Annotated in this window: 17 protein-coding genes; 9 read left to right on the forward strand and 8 right to left on the reverse strand. The window is 72.1% G+C overall.

Annotation, left to right across the window (positions count from 1 at the left end; genetic code table 11):
• Positions 1 to 22: 22 nt before the first annotated feature.
• The 3 genes from ASE20_RS19715 to ASE20_RS19725 are packed head-to-tail and all read right to left on the reverse strand — an operon-like array spanning position 23 to position 2,314.
• Positions 23 to 934: a DUF1353 domain-containing protein gene (locus tag ASE20_RS19715; RefSeq protein ID WP_056896248.1), complete on the reverse strand. Its 912-nt coding sequence runs from the start codon at positions 932 to 934 to the stop codon at positions 23 to 25.
• Positions 934 to 1,680, reverse strand: a complete 747-nt coding sequence (locus tag ASE20_RS19720; protein WP_056896249.1) for a matrixin family metalloprotease — start codon at positions 1,678 to 1,680, stop codon at positions 934 to 936. Before ASE20_RS19720 ends, ASE20_RS19715 begins: the two co-directional genes overlap by 1 nt.
• Positions 1,673 to 2,314, reverse strand: a complete 642-nt coding sequence (locus tag ASE20_RS19725; protein WP_056896250.1) for a TetR/AcrR family transcriptional regulator — start codon at positions 2,312 to 2,314, stop codon at positions 1,673 to 1,675. The genes ASE20_RS19720 and ASE20_RS19725 overlap by 8 nt, the downstream gene beginning before the upstream one ends.
• A 160-nt stretch (positions 2,315 to 2,474) precedes the next feature.
• On the opposite strand from ASE20_RS19725, the gene ASE20_RS19730 reads away from it, so the two are divergent.
• From ASE20_RS19730 to ASE20_RS19750, 4 genes are all read left to right on the forward strand, one after another.
• A complete protein-coding gene (locus tag ASE20_RS19730) occupies positions 2,475 to 3,596 on the forward strand; it encodes a P1 family peptidase (protein ID WP_056896412.1) in 1,122 nt (373 codons plus the stop codon).
• 16 nt (positions 3,597 to 3,612) lie between these two features.
• The gene (locus tag ASE20_RS19735) at positions 3,613 to 5,040 is read left to right on the forward strand and encodes an APC family permease (RefSeq protein WP_056896251.1); all 1,428 of its coding nucleotides are present in this window, start codon (positions 3,613 to 3,615) and stop codon (positions 5,038 to 5,040) included.
• A gap of 406 nt (positions 5,041 to 5,446) precedes the next feature.
• On the forward strand, positions 5,447 to 5,959 hold a 513-nt coding region (locus ASE20_RS25685; RefSeq protein ID WP_235538832.1), incomplete at its 3' end, for a hypothetical protein.
• 873 nt (positions 5,960 to 6,832) lie between these two features.
• Positions 6,833 to 7,402 (forward strand): hypothetical protein, encoded by a 570-nt coding sequence (locus ASE20_RS19750; RefSeq protein WP_056896254.1) that lies wholly within the window; start codon positions 6,833 to 6,835, stop codon positions 7,400 to 7,402.
• Here ASE20_RS19750 and ASE20_RS19755 read toward each other — a convergent pair.
• The gene (locus ASE20_RS19755; RefSeq protein WP_056896255.1) at positions 7,319 to 7,759 is read right to left on the reverse strand and encodes a DUF6069 family protein; all 441 of its coding nucleotides are present in this window, start codon (positions 7,757 to 7,759) and stop codon (positions 7,319 to 7,321) included. The genes ASE20_RS19750 and ASE20_RS19755 overlap by 84 nt on opposite strands.
• A 169-nt stretch (positions 7,760 to 7,928) precedes the next feature.
• Between ASE20_RS19755 and ASE20_RS19760 the strand changes: the two genes are divergently transcribed.
• Positions 7,929 to 8,888, forward strand: a complete 960-nt coding sequence (locus tag ASE20_RS19760; RefSeq protein ID WP_056896256.1) for a hypothetical protein — start codon at positions 7,929 to 7,931, stop codon at positions 8,886 to 8,888.
• A gap of 12 nt (positions 8,889 to 8,900) precedes the next feature.
• On the opposite strand, the gene ASE20_RS19765 is transcribed toward ASE20_RS19760, so the two are convergent.
• Complete coding sequence (locus tag ASE20_RS19765) at positions 8,901 to 9,350, reverse strand: Lrp/AsnC family transcriptional regulator (protein ID WP_056896257.1); 450 nt, start codon at positions 9,348 to 9,350, stop codon at positions 8,901 to 8,903.
• A 130-nt stretch (positions 9,351 to 9,480) separates the two neighbouring features.
• Between ASE20_RS19765 and ASE20_RS19770 the strand changes: the two genes are divergently transcribed.
• Positions 9,481 to 12,978 carry an indolepyruvate ferredoxin oxidoreductase family protein gene (locus tag ASE20_RS19770; RefSeq protein WP_056896413.1) on the forward strand — a complete coding sequence of 1,166 codons (3,498 nt, stop codon included), beginning with the start codon at positions 9,481 to 9,483 and terminating at the stop codon, positions 12,976 to 12,978.
• An 8-nt stretch (positions 12,979 to 12,986) separates the two neighbouring features.
• Here the strand turns inward: ASE20_RS19770 and ASE20_RS19775 are convergent, their stop codons facing one another.
• Positions 12,987 to 14,216 carry a PucR family transcriptional regulator gene (locus tag ASE20_RS19775; RefSeq protein ID WP_056896258.1) on the reverse strand — a complete coding sequence of 410 codons (1,230 nt, stop codon included), beginning with the start codon at positions 14,214 to 14,216 and terminating at the stop codon, positions 12,987 to 12,989.
• 172 nt (positions 14,217 to 14,388) lie between these two features.
• On the opposite strand from ASE20_RS19775, the gene ASE20_RS19780 reads away from it, so the two are divergent.
• Both ASE20_RS19780 and ASE20_RS19785 read left to right on the forward strand, forming a co-directional pair.
• Entirely contained in the window at positions 14,389 to 15,960 is a 1,572-nt protein-coding gene (locus ASE20_RS19780; RefSeq protein WP_056896259.1) for a GMC family oxidoreductase, read from the forward strand.
• Positions 15,960 to 16,877, forward strand: a complete 918-nt coding sequence (locus ASE20_RS19785; RefSeq protein ID WP_200952874.1) for an alpha/beta hydrolase — start codon at positions 15,960 to 15,962, stop codon at positions 16,875 to 16,877. The genes ASE20_RS19780 and ASE20_RS19785 overlap by 1 nt, the downstream gene beginning before the upstream one ends.
• Here ASE20_RS19785 and ASE20_RS19790 read toward each other — a convergent pair.
• The gene (locus tag ASE20_RS19790; protein WP_200952875.1) at positions 16,874 to 17,632 is read right to left on the reverse strand and encodes an enoyl-CoA hydratase-related protein; all 759 of its coding nucleotides are present in this window, start codon (positions 17,630 to 17,632) and stop codon (positions 16,874 to 16,876) included. The genes ASE20_RS19785 and ASE20_RS19790 overlap by 4 nt on opposite strands.
• Positions 17,633 to 17,636: 4 nt before the next feature.
• On the reverse strand, positions 17,637 to 18,275 hold the full coding sequence (locus ASE20_RS19795; protein ID WP_225869249.1) for a TetR/AcrR family transcriptional regulator: 639 nt from the start codon (positions 18,273 to 18,275) through the stop codon (positions 17,637 to 17,639).
• A gap of 120 nt (positions 18,276 to 18,395) precedes the next feature.
• On the opposite strand from ASE20_RS19795, the gene ASE20_RS25690 reads away from it, so the two are divergent.
• Positions 18,396 to 19,613 (forward strand): oxygenase MpaB family protein, encoded by a 1,218-nt coding sequence (locus ASE20_RS25690; RefSeq protein ID WP_056896261.1) that lies wholly within the window; start codon positions 18,396 to 18,398, stop codon positions 19,611 to 19,613.
• Positions 19,614 to 19,649 lie beyond the last annotated feature (36 nt).

Consider the following 19,649-nt stretch of genomic DNA (forward strand, 5'->3'; position numbering starts at 1 on the left):
CGAACGTACTGCGGGTACGGCGTCAGCGAAACGGGCCGATGAACAAAATGACCAGTGCCAGCAGTGCGATCAGCACCACGCCGGCGGTCGCGGCCGCCGCCAGCGGTCGCCGCCGGGCGACCCACTCGGCCGCCTGGTAGCCCAGCGAGATGAGCGCCAGGACGACCGTGACGTGCAGGAGCACGGCGAGCGCGATCCCACTGACGCAGCCGGCGACGGCGAACCGGCCCCAGGTCAGCCCGAGCAGCAGCGGGACGACGACCGCGGCGGCCAGCCCGCCCACGAGCTCCTCGAGGAGGGGCCGCTCCCCCATCCACGGCAGCACGTCGACGACGTCGAACAGGTCCAGCGTCGCGAGCACCCCGAGCAGCGTGATCGCCAGCAGGGTGCCGATCGCGGTGGCGAGGTAGCGCGCGTGCCGTGCCTTCGACCACGCCGTCGAGCCGCCTCGGATCGTCCCCAGGGTGACGGCCGACCAGACCAGCCAGCTGCGCACCGGACCCGTGTCGGTGTCGCGCATCGCGTCGCGGAACACCCGGTCGGCGGCGACCCGGTCGAGGACGTGGCCCTCCTCGGACAGGTAGCTCGCCGGCTCGTGCGGGCCGTGCACGAGGCCGTCGTGGAGCAGCGCCGGCGGCAGGTGCCGCCCCGTGCGCGGGACCAGCCACGTGAAGATCGTCGGCACCGAGGTCAGGTCCGACTCGAAGCCGCCGAGGTCGGCCGGGACGAGCAGCACGCCGTACTCGCGGTCGCGGTAGGCCACCCGTCGCAGCAGCCGGAAGCGCTCGGTACGACGGTGCACGTCGCCGCGCTCCACCCGCTCGAGCACGATGCGGGGCGGGCTGGCGGGGTCCGGCCGGTCAGCCGGGTCCGGGCCGTCGGTGCCGCCGTCGAAGAAGCGTCCGGGCTCCGCCGCGACCTCGACCGGCTTCATCAGCAGCGCCCCTGCCCGAGCCGGACCAGGCCGTTGCGGTCGCCGGTGCTGAAGTCGCCCTGCCCGAGGTAGTCGGCGAACATCAGCTCCGCCGGCGACTCCACGTGGTCGAGGCCGACGAGGTGGCCGAGCTCGTGGAGCAGGATCGCGCGGGCGCCCTCGTCGTCGTCATCGTCCTCGAGGTCGGCGTAGGCGTCCTCGTCGAGCGTCACCTGACCGGTGACGTAGCGCATCCAGCCGTCGGGGCCGCTCGAGACGGCGACCGCGCCGCCGACGCCGGCGACGTCGCCCTCGAGCTCCTCGACCTCGCCGGAGTCGGCCCACGCGACCAGCACCGGCTCCTTGCGGCCGGCCGGCACGAAGTCGCTCTCCCACGACGGCCGCCGGTCGGTGCGGCCCCCATAGGTGAAGCGCAGACCGGTCAGGTCGGACACCTCGGCGATCGCGTCCTCGACCAGCGCCTCCGCGTCGTCGTCGCTGCCGGGCGCACCGTCGGGGTTGATCTCGTAGCGGATCTCGCGACACGGGCTCCACGCGACGGGTGCCTCGTCGTCGTCGGGCTGGGTCTGGAGGAAGGCGTACACGCCGCCCGGCGGGACGTCGGCCGGCGTACCGAGCGGGTCCTGGCCGATGCCGAGGACCCGGCGCAGCGCGGCGAGCTCGTTGCCGGGGCCGACGAAGAGCATCGCCAGCAGGATCACCGCGCTCAGCAGCAGCGCGACCCCGGAACGCCAGCGCTCAGCCACGGGGCTCCTCGGGTGTCGAGCCCCGGCCGTCGGAGGGCAGCTCGGTGCCCGTGGCCAGTGCGGCGTAGTCCCGCATGAGGCGCAACGCCTCGGCGCGGTCCAGCCGGGGATCCATGAGGGTGATCCGGAGACCGAGGTAGTCCTCCATCGCCAGCAGCAGCCGCGCGATGTCGGCTGCCGGCTGGCGCAGCGCGAAGACACCACTGCGCTCTCCGTCGACCAGCACGTCACGGTAGACCGCGACCTGGTCCTCGAAGACGTCGCTGAGGTACTGGCCCGAGTCCGCCGTCACCACGCCTGCCAGGAGCGGACGGAAGGTCGAGCGCCACTCGATGTCGTCGGGCCCCGTGGGAATGCCGAGCTCCATGACCCGGACGAGCTGGTGGCGCGGGTCGTCGAGCTCCGCGATCGCGGCGAGGCGCTCGCCGAGGAAGCGGGACATGACCTGGGCGTCGAGCGCCTGGCCGAGCGCGTCGTTGTCGCGGAAGTAGTAGCGGATGGCGTTCGGCGTCAGTCCCATGTGCCGCGCGACGGAGACCACGGTGACCTCGGTGCGGTCGTCGACCGCGATCAGGTCGAGCGCCGCGCGCAGGATCTCGCGCCGGCGTACCTCCTTGGTCGAGGGACGTGCCACTTCCTGCTCCCTCCTGTCCCGGCGACGGGTCGCGCTGCGCGGCGCCCCACGTGCGGCCGCCGAGTCGTCAGGTTACTTGGCCTCCCTCACCTCCTTGCCAAACGGCGTGAGCCCTGTCACATTGTTTTCACCTAGTGAAATAAACGTGACGGAGCTGCTGATGACCCACCCCCGTGCCCGCGACCTCGGCATCGCCCTGGGCTCGTTCCCGCCCGGACCGAACAACGCGATCACCGACGTGCCCGGCGTCCGCGTCGGCCACTGCACCCTCATCGAGGGAGACGGGACGCTCGCCGTCGGGCAGGGGCCCGTGCGCACAGGCGTCACGGTGATCGAGCCCCGTCCGGAGGTCTGGGCCTCACCGGTCTTCGCCGGCTTCCACCTCCTCAACGGCAACGGCGAGCTCACCGGCCTGAGCTGGATCCAGGAGAACGGCCAGCTCACCACCCCCGTCGGCCTCACGAACACCCACGCCGTAGGGGTCGTCCGCGACGCCATCGCCACGGAGATCCACCGGGCCCGCGTCGGCGAGGACCACTTCTTCGCGCTGCCCGTCGTCGGCGAGACCTACGACGGCACGCTCAACGACATCAACGGCGGGCACGTGCGCCCCGAGCACGTCGAGCGCGCCTTCGCCGCACTGTCGGGCGGCCCGGTCACCGAGGGAGCCGTCGGAGGCGGGACCGGCATGATCTGCCACGAGTTCAAGGGCGGCATCGGTACGTCGTCGCGCGTGGTGCCGAGCATCGGGCGCGACTACACCGTCGGCGTTCTGGTCCAGGCCAACCACGGCCGCCGCGAGCGGCTGCGCGTCGACGGCGTCCCCGTCGGGGAGCGGATCGGCAAGGACGTGCTGCCGAGCCCCCTCGACCAGGAGATGGCGATGGCCAAGGCCGGGAGCGGCTCGATCATCGTGGTGATCGCCACCGACGCCCCGCTGCTGCCGCACCAGTGCACCCGCCTCGCCCAGCGCGGCGCCCTGGCGATCGGACGCACCGGCGGTGCGGGCGAGACGCTCAGCGGCGACATCATGCTCGCCTTCTCGACCGGCAACACCGGCCTGCCCGCCATGACGCTGATCGAGCCCGAGGCGCGGACCCTGCCCGTCCAGATGGCCACCGACCCGCTCGTCGACCGCCTGTTCGACGCCACCATCGACGCCACCGAGGAGTCGATCCTCAACGCCATGCTCGCCGCCCGCACGATGACCGGCCGCGACGGCATCACCGCCCCCGCCCTCGACCACGACCTGCTCCGCGCGGCCATGTCCGCGCCCCGCTGACACTGAGGAGACCACCATGGAACCCACCACCTCCACGGCGACACCCACGCCGGAGCAGTCCTCCACGGACGGCCTGGCGCCCGGGCGGCTCGGCGTCGCCGCCATCGTCTTCTTCGTCATGTCCGCAGCGGCACCTCTGACCGTCGTCGTCAGCGGGGCACCCTTCGCGGTGCTCCTCGGCGGCGTCGGCGGCCCCGGCGCCATGCTCGCCGCCGGTGTCGTCCTGATGCTGTTCGCCGCCGGCTTCACGGCGATGTCCCGGCACGTCACCAACGCAGCGGCCTTCTACGCCTACGCGACCCAGGGCCTGGGCCGGGTCGTCGGCTCGGCCACCGCGGTGATGACCACCGCCGGCTACGTCCTGCTGCTGCTCTCCTTCTACGGGTACGCCGCGTTCTACGGCCAGTCGGTCATCGAGGACATGGCGGGTGTCGACGTGCCGTGGTGGGCGCTCGGCCTCGCCATCGTCGCGGCCATCGGCTTCATCGGCGCCCGCAACGTCGAGGTGGGCGCCCGCTTCCTCGCGGTGCTCCTCACCGCGGAGGTCGCGCTCCTGGCAGGCGTCTCGATCGCCGTCCTCGTCAGGGGCGGCCCCGAGCCGCTCTCCCTGGCGCCCTTCGATCCCGGCAACTGGCTGGTCGGTCCGGGCGCGGCAGCACTCTTCGTCCTGGCCTTCGGGTCCTACATCGGCTTCGAGGGCACCGCGATCTACGCCGAGGAGGCCAGGCACCCGCACCGCACCATCCCGCGAGCAACGTACGTCGCGGTCGCGTTCCTCGCCCTGTTCTACGCCTTCTCGTTCTGGTGCTTCGTCACGGCCTTCGGTGTCGAAGGCGTGATCGGCGCCGTCGCCTCACCCGACTTCGCCGACCTGCCGTTCGTCCAGGCCCAGGACTACCTCGGCACGTGGGCGATGAAGGTCATGGAGGTGCTCATCGTCACCAGCTTCCTCGCCTGCCTGATCTCCTTCCAGAACGCCGCCTCCCGCTACCTCTTCTCGCTCGGCCGCGAGGGATTGCTGCCGGGCTGGCTCGGCCACACCGATCCGCGCCACTCCTCGCCGGCGCGCGCCAGCCACGTCCTGATGGGGCTGGGCATCGCGACCGTCGCGCTGTGCGCGGTGGCCGGCTGGGACCCGCTCCTCGACCTCGGCCTCCTGCCGTACGCCGCCGGCGTCGCCTCGATCATCGCCGCCCAGGCGATCTGCGCCGTCGCGGTCGTCGCCTTCTTCGCCCGGGACCGCCGCGGGTTCAGCGTCTTCCGCGCCCTCATCGCCCCCGGCCTCGGCGCCCTCGGCCTCCTCACCGGCCTCTACCTCGTGGTCTCCCACTTCGACATCGCCTCCGCCCAGACCGGGTTCGCCAACGTCATCCTCCTCACCATCCCCGTGCTCTTCTTCATCGGCGGCGGTGTTCGGGCACTCATGACGGCCGAGCGCGACTGAGTCGCGAACGCCGGGAATTCTGCTTTGGCCTCCGTCGGTCGGCGATCGGGTTCTCAAGCGGCAGCGACGAGAGGGCTGGGTGGGTGGTCGGGTCCGCCGGTCGGCTCTCGGTTGGTCGAGGAGGCCACGCGACGCCGTCGCCTCCCGCTGGTTGAGGTGCGAGGCGCCCCAGCGCCGAGCCTCGAAACCTCTGGCCATGATGCTGGAACTCCTCCTCGAGGATCCGTTGGTCGGTGGTGGCGTTTTCAAGCAGCAGCGACGAGAGGGCTGGGCGGGTGGCCGGGTCCGCCGGTCGGCTTGCAGACCGGCGCATGGGGCCCGGAACCGCTAGAAAACTGGCGAAAGCGCCCTGTGGAGAACCCGCACCTCACTAGCGTTCGAACAGGCGTTCGAGTAGAATGAACCCATGACCTCGGACCCCTCGACCGCTGCACCCGCCGTGCTGCTGGCGCGCGCCGAGGACCTCGTGACCCAACGCCGACAGGTCGAGATCCAAGCACTCCAGGTCCTCCTCGCCTGGGCCGACGTGTTCTCCGGCGACCCCCAAGCCCAGCCGGGCGCGGTGCCCGTACGGCGTGGTGGGCCGAAGCTGGTCCACCCCGGCGGCGACGGCACCCCCGGCATCAGCGATCTGGCGTTGGACGAGATCGCCATCGCCCGCTGCGAAGGCGTCGGCGCGACCCGACGGGCATTGGCCGACGCGCTCGACCTGCGACACCGGCTCCCGCTCGTGTGGGCAGGCGCCCAGAAGCTCGAGTGCGAGACCTGGGTCGTCCGCCGGGTCGCGTCCCTGTCGCGCAAGCTCACCCGTGAGCAGGTCCGGATCGTCGACACCGCAGTCGCTGCCGCCCTGGGGCAGGCGCCGAACCGGATCCTCGCGATCGCCGAGGCCAAGATCATCGAGGCCGACACCACCACCNGGACAACCAGCAGTACAGCGGGGTCTGGTACTCCAAGCCGAAGCCCGGCGACCAGATCGCAGGTGTCGACAACGCTGCGGGAGTCGCGACCGCGTTCGCTCGGTTGGACGAGGCTCACGCCCGGGTCCACGAGGCATTCATCGAACAACTCGCCGTCGCGCTCGCTGAGCACGCCTCACCGGAGGAGCAGGACCTGGGGATGGACCACTGGCGCGCCGAGGCGTTCGCCATGTCCGCCGACCCGGTCGCCGTCGTCGCGTTCTGGCAGTCCCTCGACGGCACCGAAGTGGTTGCGACCAGCGGCAGTGCCGCGAAGGTCGTGGTCCACCTCAGCCTCACCGAAGACGACGAACTCGGACCCGTCGCCCGCGTGGAGGACCTCGGACCGAGGATCCTCACCCAGGTCCAGGGCCTCCTCGCCCACCACGCCCAGGTGACGATCACCCCCGTGATCGACCTCCACGCCGGCCGGTCCGTGAACGGCTACGAGCACCCCGCCGACGTCAAGAAGCGCAGCGAGTACCGCACCCTCGGCGACGTCTTCCCCCACGCCACCACCCTCTTCGCCCAGTCGAAGAGAAGCCCCGACCACGACCACACCGTCGCCTACGACCGACACGGACCACCGGGCCAGACCGGCGACCACAACGACACCCCACTGACCCGCCACTCCCACCGAGCGAAGACACATCTCGGCTACGAGGTCCACCAGCTCGGACCCGACCGATGGATCTGGCGCACACCCCACGGACTCACCCGCCTCGTGACCGGCGAGGGCACGAGCACGATCAGCCCTGCGGACTACGCGTTCCTGCGTGTGCAGGATGTGGCAATCGCGCTCGCCGCCTGACGCCCGGCGCTAGCCTCCCGCCATGGCAACCGTGGTGGTCGGACGCGTCGGCACCGATGTCGTGGTGCCCTCGGACGTCTGCGTGAAGAGCGGCGTCCCGACCACCCACCGCGTCACCCTGCGCGGCAGCACCACACCCGACTGGGTGATCGTGCTGCTGGTGTTCACGATCATCGGCTGGCTGTTCGCCAGTGTCATGTCATCGCGGAAGTACCGGGTCGACGTGCCCTTCCAGCCCTACCTCGACAAGCAGTGGCGGCAGCTGCGCGACCTTGCGGTGGTGGTCGGTTCCATCGGTGTGATCGCGGCGGTGGTCGCAAGCCTCTCCGGCCTCGACCATGCCTGGGTGCCGCTGCTGCTCACCGTGGTGGCGATCGTGCTTGGGAACGTCAACTCCTACCGTCACCTCGTCGGCGTGCAGCAGCGCGGCCCCGAGACCCTCGTCCTCACCCGGGTGCACCCGGCGGCGGCAGAGGCGATCGTCCGGGGACGCGCACTGCAGTCCTCCTCAGCCCCGCACCAGCCGACGGGCGAGCACCGGTACGACGACCAGCGCAGCCACGGTGTGCAGCCCGATCAGCACCGCGGCTGAGGCGGCGTCGAACCCGAAGGTCAGGTCCGGCACGTAGGACAGCACCGTCAGGACGGTCGCGGTGCGGACGAAGGTCGAGCGCGGACGGCGGGCCCTGCGGGCGAGGACGGCGGCGATGCCGACGCCGATCAGTGAGAACACCAGCGTCAGCTGGGCGAACGCGAACAGCGGGATGCTCTCGCCGGTGGTGTCGGCGAACGAGACACCGGCGGCCGACGCGATCGCGGCGAGGGTGGTCGTGGCGACGGCGGCGACACCCGCGGCGGCGACGCCGTGCCTCCAGACGACCGGACGCACCGACGGGACGTCGGCAGCGGGGGCGGTGGTGGCGGTGGGGATCTGCGTGGTGCTGGACATCTCGGACTCCTGTCGTCGGGCGGGGCCGCCGGTGCGACCCGCTCACACCACCGCCACGAGCGGGACCGGGCCGGTACGACAGGTCCGTCCGGAATTCGCTCGAGGAAACAGGCAACCGACCCGGGTGCCGAGGCGTAGAGATCCTGATTCCACGAACCAGGAGAACCCGATGCACCCCACCTTCCGCCACGCCGCCCTCGCCACCCTGGCGACCGCCTGCGGCGCCGCGACCCTGCTCCCCCTCGCCCCCGCCGGCGCGGCCGCGCCGACCCGCATCCACGCGGAGTACTGGGGCGTCACCTGCGTCGCCGGGCTCGGTGGCGGGCAGACGCTCTTCCTCACCGGCGGCGGTACGACGGACGGCGCCGAGGGTGGCGTCGGCGCCTTCGTCGAGGCGTCCGACGGCAGCTTCGTGGTCGACGGCGAGGCCAGCTCCTTCGCCTTCGGCTCCACGTTCTCCGCGACCGTCCCGCTGGGCGCGAAGACCTTCGCGATCAGCGCCGACGCGGCCCAGGGGCCACGCACCACCGAGGCCGTCGACGAGCGCGACGGCAACCGCTGGACCAAGGGCACGACGACGGTCGCCGACGTCCTGCTCACCGGCGTCGTCGCGACGTACGACGGCCGGCCGGTCGTGCTCGGCGAGAACGCCTGCACCGGCGACATCAACGGCTTCGACGTCCGCACGACCAACCCGGCCGGCTACGTCTCCCGCTCCGGCGACCTCGGCTCCGACATCTGCGACCTCGGCGGCCTCGCCGACGGGCAGGTCCGGCTGGGCGGCGTGCTGCCCGACGCCTACGTCGAGGTCGTCCTCGACCACGGCACCGAGAGCGTCGAGAAGGCCCAGGGCGAGCTGCGGCTCCGGGCCGGCCGCGGCAGCCTGCGCACCGAGGTCGTCGACCTGGTCACCGAGGAGGTCCGGACCACCGCCACGATCGACGTCGACCTGCAGCGGTCCGGCCACACGGTGCGGACCGTCGAGTCGGCCGACGGCATCACGGAGCGGCGCACCGTCACGCCGTACCTCGCGACGATCGAGGTCACCCTCGCCGACGGCCGGCACGGCCGCACCACCTGCGCGGCGGCCTCGGTCACCTCGCAGCTGCAGGTCCGCCCGACGCACTGAGGGGCGACGGGCTCACCCCGAGCGGGTCCACTGCTCCAGCACCACCAGCGTCTTGGTGCTGGAGATCTCGCCCCCGGCCCGCAGCTGGCTGACCACCCGCCGCAGGTCCTCGACCCCGTTGACCCGGATGCGCACCAGCGCGTCCGGGTCACCGGCGAGGGTGAGCACCTCCTCGACCTCGGGGACGCCGGCGACGAAGTCCAGCACCTGCGCGAGGTCGAGGTCGTTGGCGAAGTTCAGCTCGGTGATCGCCTCGATGCCGGCGGCGATCCGGCCGTGGTTGATCCGCACCGTGTAGCGCTCGATCACACCGAGCTTCTCGAGCCGCGCGATCCGGCGCTGGACCGGCGCCACGGTCAGGCCGACGGCATCGGCGATCTCGCGCAGCGGCCGGCGCGCGTTCTCGCGCAGCAGCTCGAGGATCGCGCGGTCGGTGGGGTCCAGGACGGCCGGTTCGCTCACGCAACAAATCGTAAGCGCGACAGGGTCTTTGTTGCGCACGACCGAGGTCGAGAGGCGCCACGATTGCGAATCGTCGCCAAACCTCACGGCGAGCGTTGTGACCCGGGGCACGCAGGAGGATGCTCGGAAGGTGACCGAGCTGCTGAACCGTGCCCACGAACCGGCCGTGCCTGCTGCGCCGTACGACCTCGACGACAGGTTCCGCGTCGGTGGGCCGCCGACGCTGCTCACCGGCGTCCAGGCGATCGCCCGGCTGCTGGTCGAGCACCGCGCGCTGGACCGCCGCCGCGGCCTCAAGACGGCCAGCTTCGTGTCCGGCTACCAGGGCAGTCCGCTCGGCGGCCTCGACCGCATGCTCGCGGACATGAAGGACGTCCTCGACGCCAACGACATCCGCTTCGTGCCCGGCCTCAACGAGGAGCTCGCGGCGACGGCGGTCTGGGGCAGCCAGATCGACCTGCCAGCCGCCAACGCGACCCACGACGGCGTGACCGGCTTCTGGTACGGCAAGGGGCCCGGTGTCGACCGCGCGACCGACGCGCTGCGCCACGCCAACATGTACGGCGTCAACCGACGCGGCGGCGCCGTTCTCCTCGTCGGCGACGACCCGGCGTCGAAGTCCTCGACCGTGCCCGCGGTCAGCGAGCGGTCGCTCGCGGCGCTCGGCATCCCGGTGCTCTTCCCGCGCAACGCGACCGAGGTGGTCACCCTCGGCCTGCACGCGATCGACATGTCGCGGGCGTCGGGCTGCGTCGTCGCGCTGAAGATCGTCGCCGACGTCGCCGACGGCGCGTGGGTCGTCGACAGCGCCGACGTCGACCTCACCCCGGTCCTGCCGACCATCGACTGGAACGGCCACCCCTACGCCTACACGCAGAGCCCGATCGTGCTGCGGCCCGCGATGATCGTCGGCGCCGAGGCCGAGCTGGTGGGTCCGCGCACCGCGCTCGTCCACGAGTACTCCGCCCGCAACGGCCTCAACGTCATCGACGTCGACGCCCCCGGCGCCCGTCTCGGCCTGGTCGCGTCCGGCAGCTGCTACGACTCGCTGCGCCAGGCGCTGACCGACCTCGGCGTCACCGACGAGGCGCTCGTCGCGGCCGGCGTCCGGGTCATGCGGATGGGCATGATGAGCCCCGTCGAGCCCGAGGCGGTACGACGCTTCGCGGCCGGTCTCGACGAGATCGTCGTGGTCGAGGACAAGACCTCCTTCATGGAGATGCAGGTCCGCGACCTCCTCTACGGCAGCGAGCACGCGCCGCGGATCCTCGGCAAGCTCGACGCGAAGGGCCAGCGCCTGATCCCCGCCGACGGCGAGCTGACCGCCGGCCGGCTGCTGGCACCGCTGCGCCACGCGCTCGAGGGCTGGCTCACCGTCACCCCGCCGCAGCGCCCGCGCACGACCCTGCCGCTGCTGCCCGTCAGCCGCTCGGCGTACTTCTGCTCCGGCTGCCCGCACAACCGCTCCACCGTGCTGCCCGAGGGCTCGATGGGCGGCGGCGGCATCGGCTGCCACGCGATGGTCACCATCTCCGACCGCCCCGAGAGCGCCGTCACCGGCGTGACCCAGATGGGCGGCGAGGGCGCGCAGTGGATCGGCCAGGCGTGGTTCACCGACGCCGGCCACATCTTCCAGAACGTCGGCGACGGCACCTTCTTCCACTCCGCGCAGCTGGCCGTGCAGGCCTGCATCGCCGCGGGCGTGAACATCACCTACAAGGTGCTCTACAACGACGTCGTCGCGATGACCGGTGCCCAGGACGCCGAGGGCGCACTGCGCGTGCCGGCGCTGACCCACAAGCTGCACACCGAGGGCGTCAAGAAGATCATCGTCGTCGCCGACGAGCCCGAGCGGCACCGCAAGCGCGACCTCGCGCCCGGCACCCTGCTCTGGGACCGCGACCGGCTCGACGAGGCGCAGCGGATGCTGCGCGAGATCCCGGGCGTGACCGTGCTGATCTACGACCAGCACTGTGCCGCCGACGCGCGCCGCCAGCGCAAGAGGGGCTCGCTGCCCGCGCGCACCCAGCGGGTCGTCATCAACGAGGCGGTCTGCGAGGGCTGCGGCGACTGCGGCGTGAAGAGCAACTGCCTCTCCGTCCAGCCCGTCGACACCGAGTACGGCCGCAAGACCCGCATCGAGCAGACCTCCTGCAACACCGACTACAGCTGCCTCGACGGCGACTGCCCGTCGTTCGTGACCGTCGAGACGGCGCCGAAGGGGCGCACCAAGGCGAAGAAGCCCGCGAAGAAGGGCTACCCGGCTCCGCCGACGATCGCCCCGAACGCCGTCGCCGAGCAGCCCGTCACCACGACCCAGAACGTCTTCATGGTCGGCATCGGCGGCACCGGCATCGTCACCGTCAACCAGGTGCTGGCGACCGCTGCGCTCCGGGCCGGGTACGGCGTGGAGTCGCTCGACCAGACCGGGCTCAGCCAGAAGGCCGGCCCGGTCGTGGGCCACCTCCGGTTCGCGGCCGGCGACCTCGAGCCGGCCAACCGGCTCACACCCGGCTCGGCCGACTGCTTCCTCGGCTTCGACCTGCTGACCCTCGCCGAGGACCGCAACCTGCAGTTCGGCAGCGCGGCCTCGACCCGCACGGTGGTCTCGACCAGCCGCACCGCCACCGGTTCGATGGTCGCCGACAAGCAGGTCGCGCACCCCGACGAGGCCGACCTGCTCGACCGGGTCCGCACGGCGAGCGCCGACCTGTTCGACTTCGACGCGCTCGAGGCGGCCGACCGGATCTTCGGCAACACCGTGGCCGCGAACTTCCTGCTGGTCGGGGCGGCGTACCAGACCGGGGCGCTGCTGCTCCCGGCCGCCGCGATCGAGGAGGCCATCGAGATCAACGGCACCGCCGTCGCCGCCAACGTGGCCGCCTTCCGCTGGGGTCGCGTCGCGGTGACCGACCCGGTCGCCTTCCGCGCCGCCAACCAGCCGGCCGCACCGGTGGCGGTCCGCGAGCGCCACGTCCCGGCGTCCGTCGCGGCGTCCGGCCTGACCGGCGAGGTGCTCCGCCTCGTCGAGCAGCGCGCCGCCGACCTCGTCGACTACCAGGACGAGAAGCTCGCCGACTCCTACGTCGCCCTGGTCGCCCAGGTCGCGAAGGCCGAGGCCGCGGTCACCACCGGCACCGCCTTCACCGAGGCGGTCGCCCGCAACCTGTTCAAGCTGACGGCCTACAAGGACGAGTACGAGGTCGCCCGACTGCTGACCGACCCGGCCTTCCTCGCCGAGACGGGCGGCGCCTACCCCGGCGGCACGATCGCCTTCCAGCTGCACCCGCCGGCGCTGCGCGCGATGGGCCGCAAGAAGAAGATCGCCTTCGGCCCGCGCTCGCACGGCTCGCTGCGCGCGCTCGCGAAGATGAAGCGACTGCGTGGCACGGCGGCCGACCCGTTCGGCCGCGCGCACCTGCGCAAGGTGGAGCGCGAGCTGCGCGACCACTACCGCGCGACGATCACCGACCTCGCGGCCGGCCTGACTGCGGACGGCCTCGACCGCGCCGTCACGATCGCCGAGCTGCCCGACGTGGTCCGCGGCTACGAGACGGTCAAGCTCCGCAACGTCGAGACGTACGTCGCCGAGCTGACCGCCCTCGGCGTGACTCCCCCGGCGGTCTGACCGGCCCGTCACCCGAGCGCGTCCGCGCCGTACACCTCCAGCCAGGCCAGGCAGGCCTCGAGGGTGGCGGCGCGGGCGGCGATCCGGTGGCCGAGCTGCTCCTCGATCCGGCCGATGCGGTAGCGCACGGTGTTGGGGTGGATGAACAGCCGCTCCGCCGCGAGGTCGACGTTCTGACCGGCGCGGAGATAGGTCAGGGTCGTCGTACGGAGTCCGTCGTCGGCCTTGGCGCCGGTCAGCAGCGGGCCGAGCTCGCGGCGCACCATCTCGCGGGCCAGCTCGCCGTCGCCGACCAGGCTGACCAGCTCGATGTCGGTGTAGGCGTGCGACGGGGCAAGGGCCCGCAGCCCGATCCGCTGGGCCGCGATCGCCTGCACGTGGCTGAGCCGGAAGGCCTCCGGCCCCTGCGCCGACGCGCCGACGGCGAGGTGCGCCCCCGACCTCTCGAGCAGGTCCGCGAGGGCGGGGAGCGCGATGTCCGGCTGCTCCCCCGTCGCCACCCAGCCCCACAGCTCGCGACTCCCGGCCAAGGTCGTCAGCGGACGGGGCAGGCCGAGCTGCTGGCACACGCGGAGCGCGAGGTCGAACAACGGCGCCCCCTCGTCGGCGTGCGGCGGCGCCGAGAGGACGAAGGCCGTCTGCCAGGCGCTGAACCGGTGCGTCAGGAGGCGCTCGTGCTCCGGCGTGGGGACTGCTCCGGCGACCAGCGCCTCGATGGTCTCGGCCCGTCGGGCCTGCGCCCCCTCGACGAGGCTGGCCCGCTCCCGCGTGTAGTGCTCGACCAGCCGCTCGACCGACTCGTCGATCCAGCGATCGGCTCTCATCCACAACGCCAGCAGCGCCTCGTCGCGCGGCAGGCTCGGCGGCAGGTGGTCTGGCGTGGTGTGCTCGGCGACGTACCGGAAGACCACCCGGTTGGCGACCCGGTAGATCTTGAGCAGCACGCTGATGTCGTGGTTGCGCCGGGCGATCGACAGGGTCAGCGCGATCGCGGCGGGCGGTAGGGCGAGCCGGTGCTCACCGGAGAGGCTGACCAGGAAGTTGCGCCAGTGCTCCCGCGTCGACGCGTGCAGCTCCTCCGACAGGCTGGCGTCGCCGGCGAGCACCGGGATGGCCGCCAGGATCTCGTCGTCGACGGTCCGGACGAACTCGTCGACCTCGCTGGGCCGCAGCGCGGCCTCCACGAAGTCCTGCAGCCAGGCCCGGGCCACCTGCGCGTGGTCGTCGCTCCCTGCCATGAGCGCCTCCCTTGTCGTGGGGAACATCAGCGGTCATTCAATGGCGCTCCGTGCGCGAAGTTCTTGGAGTCTGTCACAACTCCTCCCTCGGCGAGTGGTGTCCGTCACAAGCGCCCGAGATGCCGACCGGCCGAGCATGGAGGGGCGGACAGGCGCGAGGAGAGGAACCGACATGCCGGAGTACGACTACATCGTGGTGGGCAGCGGCTCGGGGGGCGCCGTGCTCGCGGGGCGGCTCAGCGAGGACCCCGGCACGTCCGTGCTGGTCCTCGAGGCGGGCGGACGCAGCCGACCCAACCTCAACGTGCAGATCCCGGCGGCGTTCGCCAAGCAGTTCCACACGAAGGTCGACTGGGACTACGAGTCCGAGCCGGAGCCGCACCTGGACGGGCGGCGGATCTACCAGCCGCGCGGCAAGATGCTCGGCGGCACCAGCGGCATGAACGCGATGATCTACATCCGCGGCAACCGTGCCGACTACGACGGCTGGGCCAAGGCCGGCGCCGACGGCTGGTCGTACGACGAGGTGCTCCCCCTGTTCCGCCGGATGGAGTCCAACAGCCGGGGCGCCGGCGAGTTCCACGGCGCCTCGGGACCGCAGTACGTCGAGGACGCGCCCGACCCGCGGGGCGGCTCGCACCGGCTCGTCGACGCGATGGCCGCGGCCGGCATCGGCCGCACCGACGACTTCAACGGCGCCCAGCAGGAGGGGGCGTCGATGTACCAGCGGTTCACCCGGCGCGGCCAGCGCTGGACGACGTACGACGGCTACCTCGCCCCGCACCGCAAGCAGCCCCACCTCACGATCACCCCGAAGGCGCTCGTCCACCGCGTCTTGATCGAGAACGGACGCGCCACCGGCGTCGTCGCCCGCGTCGGCGGGCAGCTGCAGACCTTCCGCGCCCGTCGCGAGGTGGTGCTCAGCGCCGGCGCCTACAACACGCCGCACCTGCTGATGCTCTCGGGCATCGGACCGGCCGCGCACCTGGCCGAGCACGGCATCACCACCGTCGTCGACAACCCGCACGTGGGCGCGCACCTGATGGACCACCCGATGTACATGGTCAACTGGGACACCAGCGACACCGACAACCTCTCCTTCGCGGAGAAGCCCGCACAGCTGGCGAAGTACCTGCTGCGCCGCAAGGGCATGCTGACCTCCAACATCGGCGAGGCCGGTGCCTTCTTCCCCACCAGCGTGGCCGACGACGCACCCGCAATGCAGATGATCGGTGCCCCGGTCTACTTCTGGGAGCACGGTGCGGCGACGTACGACGGCCACGCGTTCGCCATCGGCCTGTCCCTCGTCGGGGCGCGGTCCGAGGGCTGGGTCAGGCTCGCCTCGGCCGACCCGGAGCGCAAGCCGCTGGTGTGCAACAACTACTTCGAGCACCCCGACGACATGCAGTCGATGCTCGACGGCATCGAGCGGGCGCGCGAGGTGCTGACGGCGCCGGCGCTGCGGACCCGCCACGAGATCCACCCCGGGAAGCGGTTCGGCACCCGCAAGGAGCTCGAGGAGGCGGTCCGCACCGGTGTCGAGCACACCTACCACCCCAGCTGCACCGCGCGGATCGGCGTCGAGGGCGAGGGCGTGCTCGACGCGAACCTGCGGGTGCGCGGCGTCGACGGGCTGCGCGTCGTCGACGCGTCCGCGATGCCGAGGGTGACCCACGGCAACACCCACGCGCCCACGATGCTGATCGGAGAGAAGGCCGCCGACATCCTCCGAAGGGGGGTGTGATGGCTGCCGTCACCGCTGGTTGGATGAGGGCCGTGCACGTCCCGCTCCCCGCCGCCCGCGTCCTGGTCCGCCGCGTCGTGAGGCCCGTCCTCGGCACCCGGCTGACCCCGGCCCGCCAGCGGCAGGTGCTCGACACGCTGATGCGGTTCGCGGTGCTGCCCGAGGGCACGGTGCGTTCGGCGGCCACGCTGGGGGGCGTCCCCGCCGAACGCATCGTCACCGCCGCCAGCAACCCGTCCCGCGCGCTGCTCTACCTGCACGGCGGCGCCTACCTCGTCGGCTCCCCCGTCACCCACCGCGCGGTCGCGGCGCACCTCGCCCACGCCACCGGCGCCGTCGCGCACGTCCTCGACTACCGACTGGCCCCCGAGCACCCCTACCCCGCAGCCGTCGACGACGCGCTCGCCGCCTACCGGGCACTGCTCGACAGCGGCCTCACCCCCGAGCAGGTCGTCGTCGCCGGCGACTCCGCCGGTGGCGGCCTCACCCTGGCCCTCGCGCTCCGCGCCCGCTCGGTCGGCGTACCCCTGCCGGCGGCACTGGGCCTGATCTCCCCCTGGGTCGACCTGTCGCTGACCGGGCTCGACGAGACCGTCGACGACCCGCTCCTCAGCCTGCCCTGGCTCGAGCTCGGCGCGTCGTCGTACGCCGGGTCGTCGGTCGCGCTCCCCGAGGTCTCCCCGCTCCACGCCGACCTGACCGGCCTGCCGCCGCTCTTCGTCCACGCCGCGAGCGACGAGATGATCCTGCCGGTCGTGGAGAGCTTCGTCGCGGCGGCGCGTTCGGCCGGGGTCGACGTGACCTACGAGCGACTCGAGGGCCACTGGCACGTGACCCACCTGTTCGCCGGCATGGTGCGGGAGGCGACCGACGTGGTCCAGCAGCTGGGTGGCTGGTTGCGCGGCGCGCTGGCCTAGCGCCCCCGCCAGACGGGGTCCCGCCGCTCGAAGAACGCGTCGATCCCCTCCCGCACGTCCGCACTCACCAGCAGCCGGTCCAGCGCCGCGTGGCTCGCGGCCCAGTCCTCGCTCTCGTCCCCGTTGATCTCGGCGTGCGCCAGCGCGAGCGACTCCCGGACGGCGAGTGGTGCGTTCCCCGTGATCGTCGAGGCGAGGCCCAGGGCCACGTCCAGGACCATGCCGGGCTCGACGAGCCGGTTGACGAAGCCCAGTCGCTCGGCCCGCTCCGCGCCGAGTGGCTCGGCGGTGAGCAGCAGCTCGCGGGCGACGTTGGCGGGCAGGACGCGGGGTGCGCGGAAGACGCCGCCGAAGTCGGGCAGCAGGCCGCGCTTGACCTCGGGGAACCCGAAGGACGCCGTACGGGAGGCGACGACGAGGTCGCAGCACAGGACCAGCTCGAAGCCGCCGCCGAGCGCGACCCCCTCGACCGCGGCGATCAGCGGCTTGGGCCGGACCCGGGACATGATGCCGGCGATGCCGCCGCGCTCGGTCGGGGCGCCGGGCCCCTCGACGAGGTCGGCGCCGGCGGAGAAGACCGTCGGGCCGCCCGCGAGGATCCCGCACCAGAGGTCGTCGTCGTCCTCGAGCAGGTTCAGCGCCTCGTCGAGGCCCCGCGTGACGGCGGCGTTGATCGCGTTGCGCTTGGCCGGCCGGTCCAGGCCGATGATCAGCGTGCGGTCGTGGCGGATGGTGCGGACGGCGATCTCGGTCACGCGCTCAGCCTCGCAGCATCGGCGCGAGGTAGCGCCGGGCGATGTCGCCGACCTGCTCGTCGTCGTCGAGGTCGACCTGGTGGCTGGGCGTCAGCAGGAAGGACGTCGTCAGCCGGACCATCACCTCGGCGACCAGGTCGACGTCGACCCCGGGCGCGACATGACCGGCGGCCTGCTCGCGTCGGAGCTGCCCGGCGACGAAGCGCGAGACGGTCTCCAGCGTGCGGCCGGTGCGCTCGAGCATCGGCACCAGCGCCTGGGGCTCGGCGACCATCAGCCCGCCGATCAGGGGGTTGCTGCGGATCGAGCGCAGCGAGCTGACGAAGCCCAGCACGACCCGCTCCTCCGCCGTCCGGGCGGGCGCGATGTCGAGCAGGAACTGGTCGAGGTAGCGGCGGAACTCGCGGAGCACGACCTGCTCGACGAGCGCCTCCTTGGAGCTGAGCCGGCGGTAGACGGTGATCCGCGACAGGCCGGCCCGGCGCGCCACGTCGTCCATGGTGGTGCGCTGGATGCCGTGGCGGCAGAAGAGGTCGTACGCCGCGTCGAGCAGCTCGGGGTGGGCGCCGTCGTCCGCGCCGGCGCCCGCCTCGGCGAGGGCGCGCTCGAGCAGCGATGCGCTGGCGTCCCCGGGTGTCTCCACGACGAACATTCTTCCGCACCCCTCTGGCGCCGCGGCGCCGACCTGTGGTGGGATCCGTGATACACAGATACGTCTTGCGTATCACCATACCAATCAGCCAACTCATCGAGGAGTGGACGGATGCAGGGACTCAGCAGGCGCGGCATCTTGCTCGGCGGCAGCGCTCTGGGGGCCGTGGGCGCCTTCGGCGTGATCACGCCCGCCGAGGCATGGACGTGGTCGCCGTCGGCGTCAGTCGTGGGGACCGGCACCGGCGTCGACCCGCGCACCGTCCACGACCCGGTCGCCGACGACCTGGTCGCCGCTCTCTTCGAGCGCGGCGAGGTCGACCTCGTCAACGACCTGCTGAAGGGCTGGACCCGCAACGGCCAGGCGCTCCCGGCGGGCCTGCCGGCGGACCTGCGGGCCTTCCTCGAGGAGGCGCGTCAGCTGCCGAGCTGGACCGACCAGGCCAAGCTCGACCAGGCGTTCTCGTTCTACCAGCGGCGCGGGCTCTACCTCGGCGTCCTCTACGGCCTCGGCAGCGGCATGATGAGCTGCGTCATCCCGCGCGAGGCGAAGGCGGTCTACTACTCCGCCGGCGGCGCGGACATGAAGGACCGCATCGACAAGACCGCCAAGCTGGGCTACGACATCGGCGTCAACGGTGCCTTCGGCCCCAACGGCCAGATGGTGGTCACCTGCCTCAAGACCCGGCTCACCCACGCCGCCGTACGCCACCTGCTGCCGCAGTCGGGCCACTGGCACGCCGCGGCCGAGGAGACCAAGCCGATCAGCCAGGCCGACATCATGGTGACCTGGCACAGCCTGGCGACGTTCAGCTTCAACAAGCTCACCGCCTGGGGCGTGCCGATGCCGTCGGCCGACTCGGCCGCCTTCCTGCACCTGTGGCAGATCACGGCGCACATGCTCGGCGTCGCCGACGAGTACATCCCGGCCACGTGGAGCGAGTCCAACGCGCAGTCGCGCCAGGTGCTCGACCCGATCCTCGCGCCCACGACCGAGGGCGTGAAGCTCGCCAAGATCCTGCTCAACCTCGCCGCCGAGTACGACGGCGGGCTGACCAAGCCGATGCTGCACTCCTTCACGCGCTTCTGCCTGGGCGACCAGATCGCCGACTGGCTGGAGGTGCCGCGCGAGCCGGCGACGGACCTGTTCGTGCGCACGGGATGGCCGCCGTTCATCGCCTTCCGCGAGGCGACGATGTGGTTCCCGTTCGCGCCGCAGGGCTACTGGCTGTTCGACGAGTTCATCCGGCTCGGCGTCCGGTTCTTCCTCGGCGAGGGCAAGGTCACCAACATCACCATGCCGACGGGCAACAACCCGAACTACTCCTGAGCCTCCCGGGGCTTACGGCAAGGACTCCTCGCGACT

It is taken from the genome of Nocardioides sp. Root240 (assembly GCF_001428825.1).
Lineage (GTDB): Bacteria > Actinomycetota > Actinomycetes > Propionibacteriales > Nocardioidaceae > Nocardioides.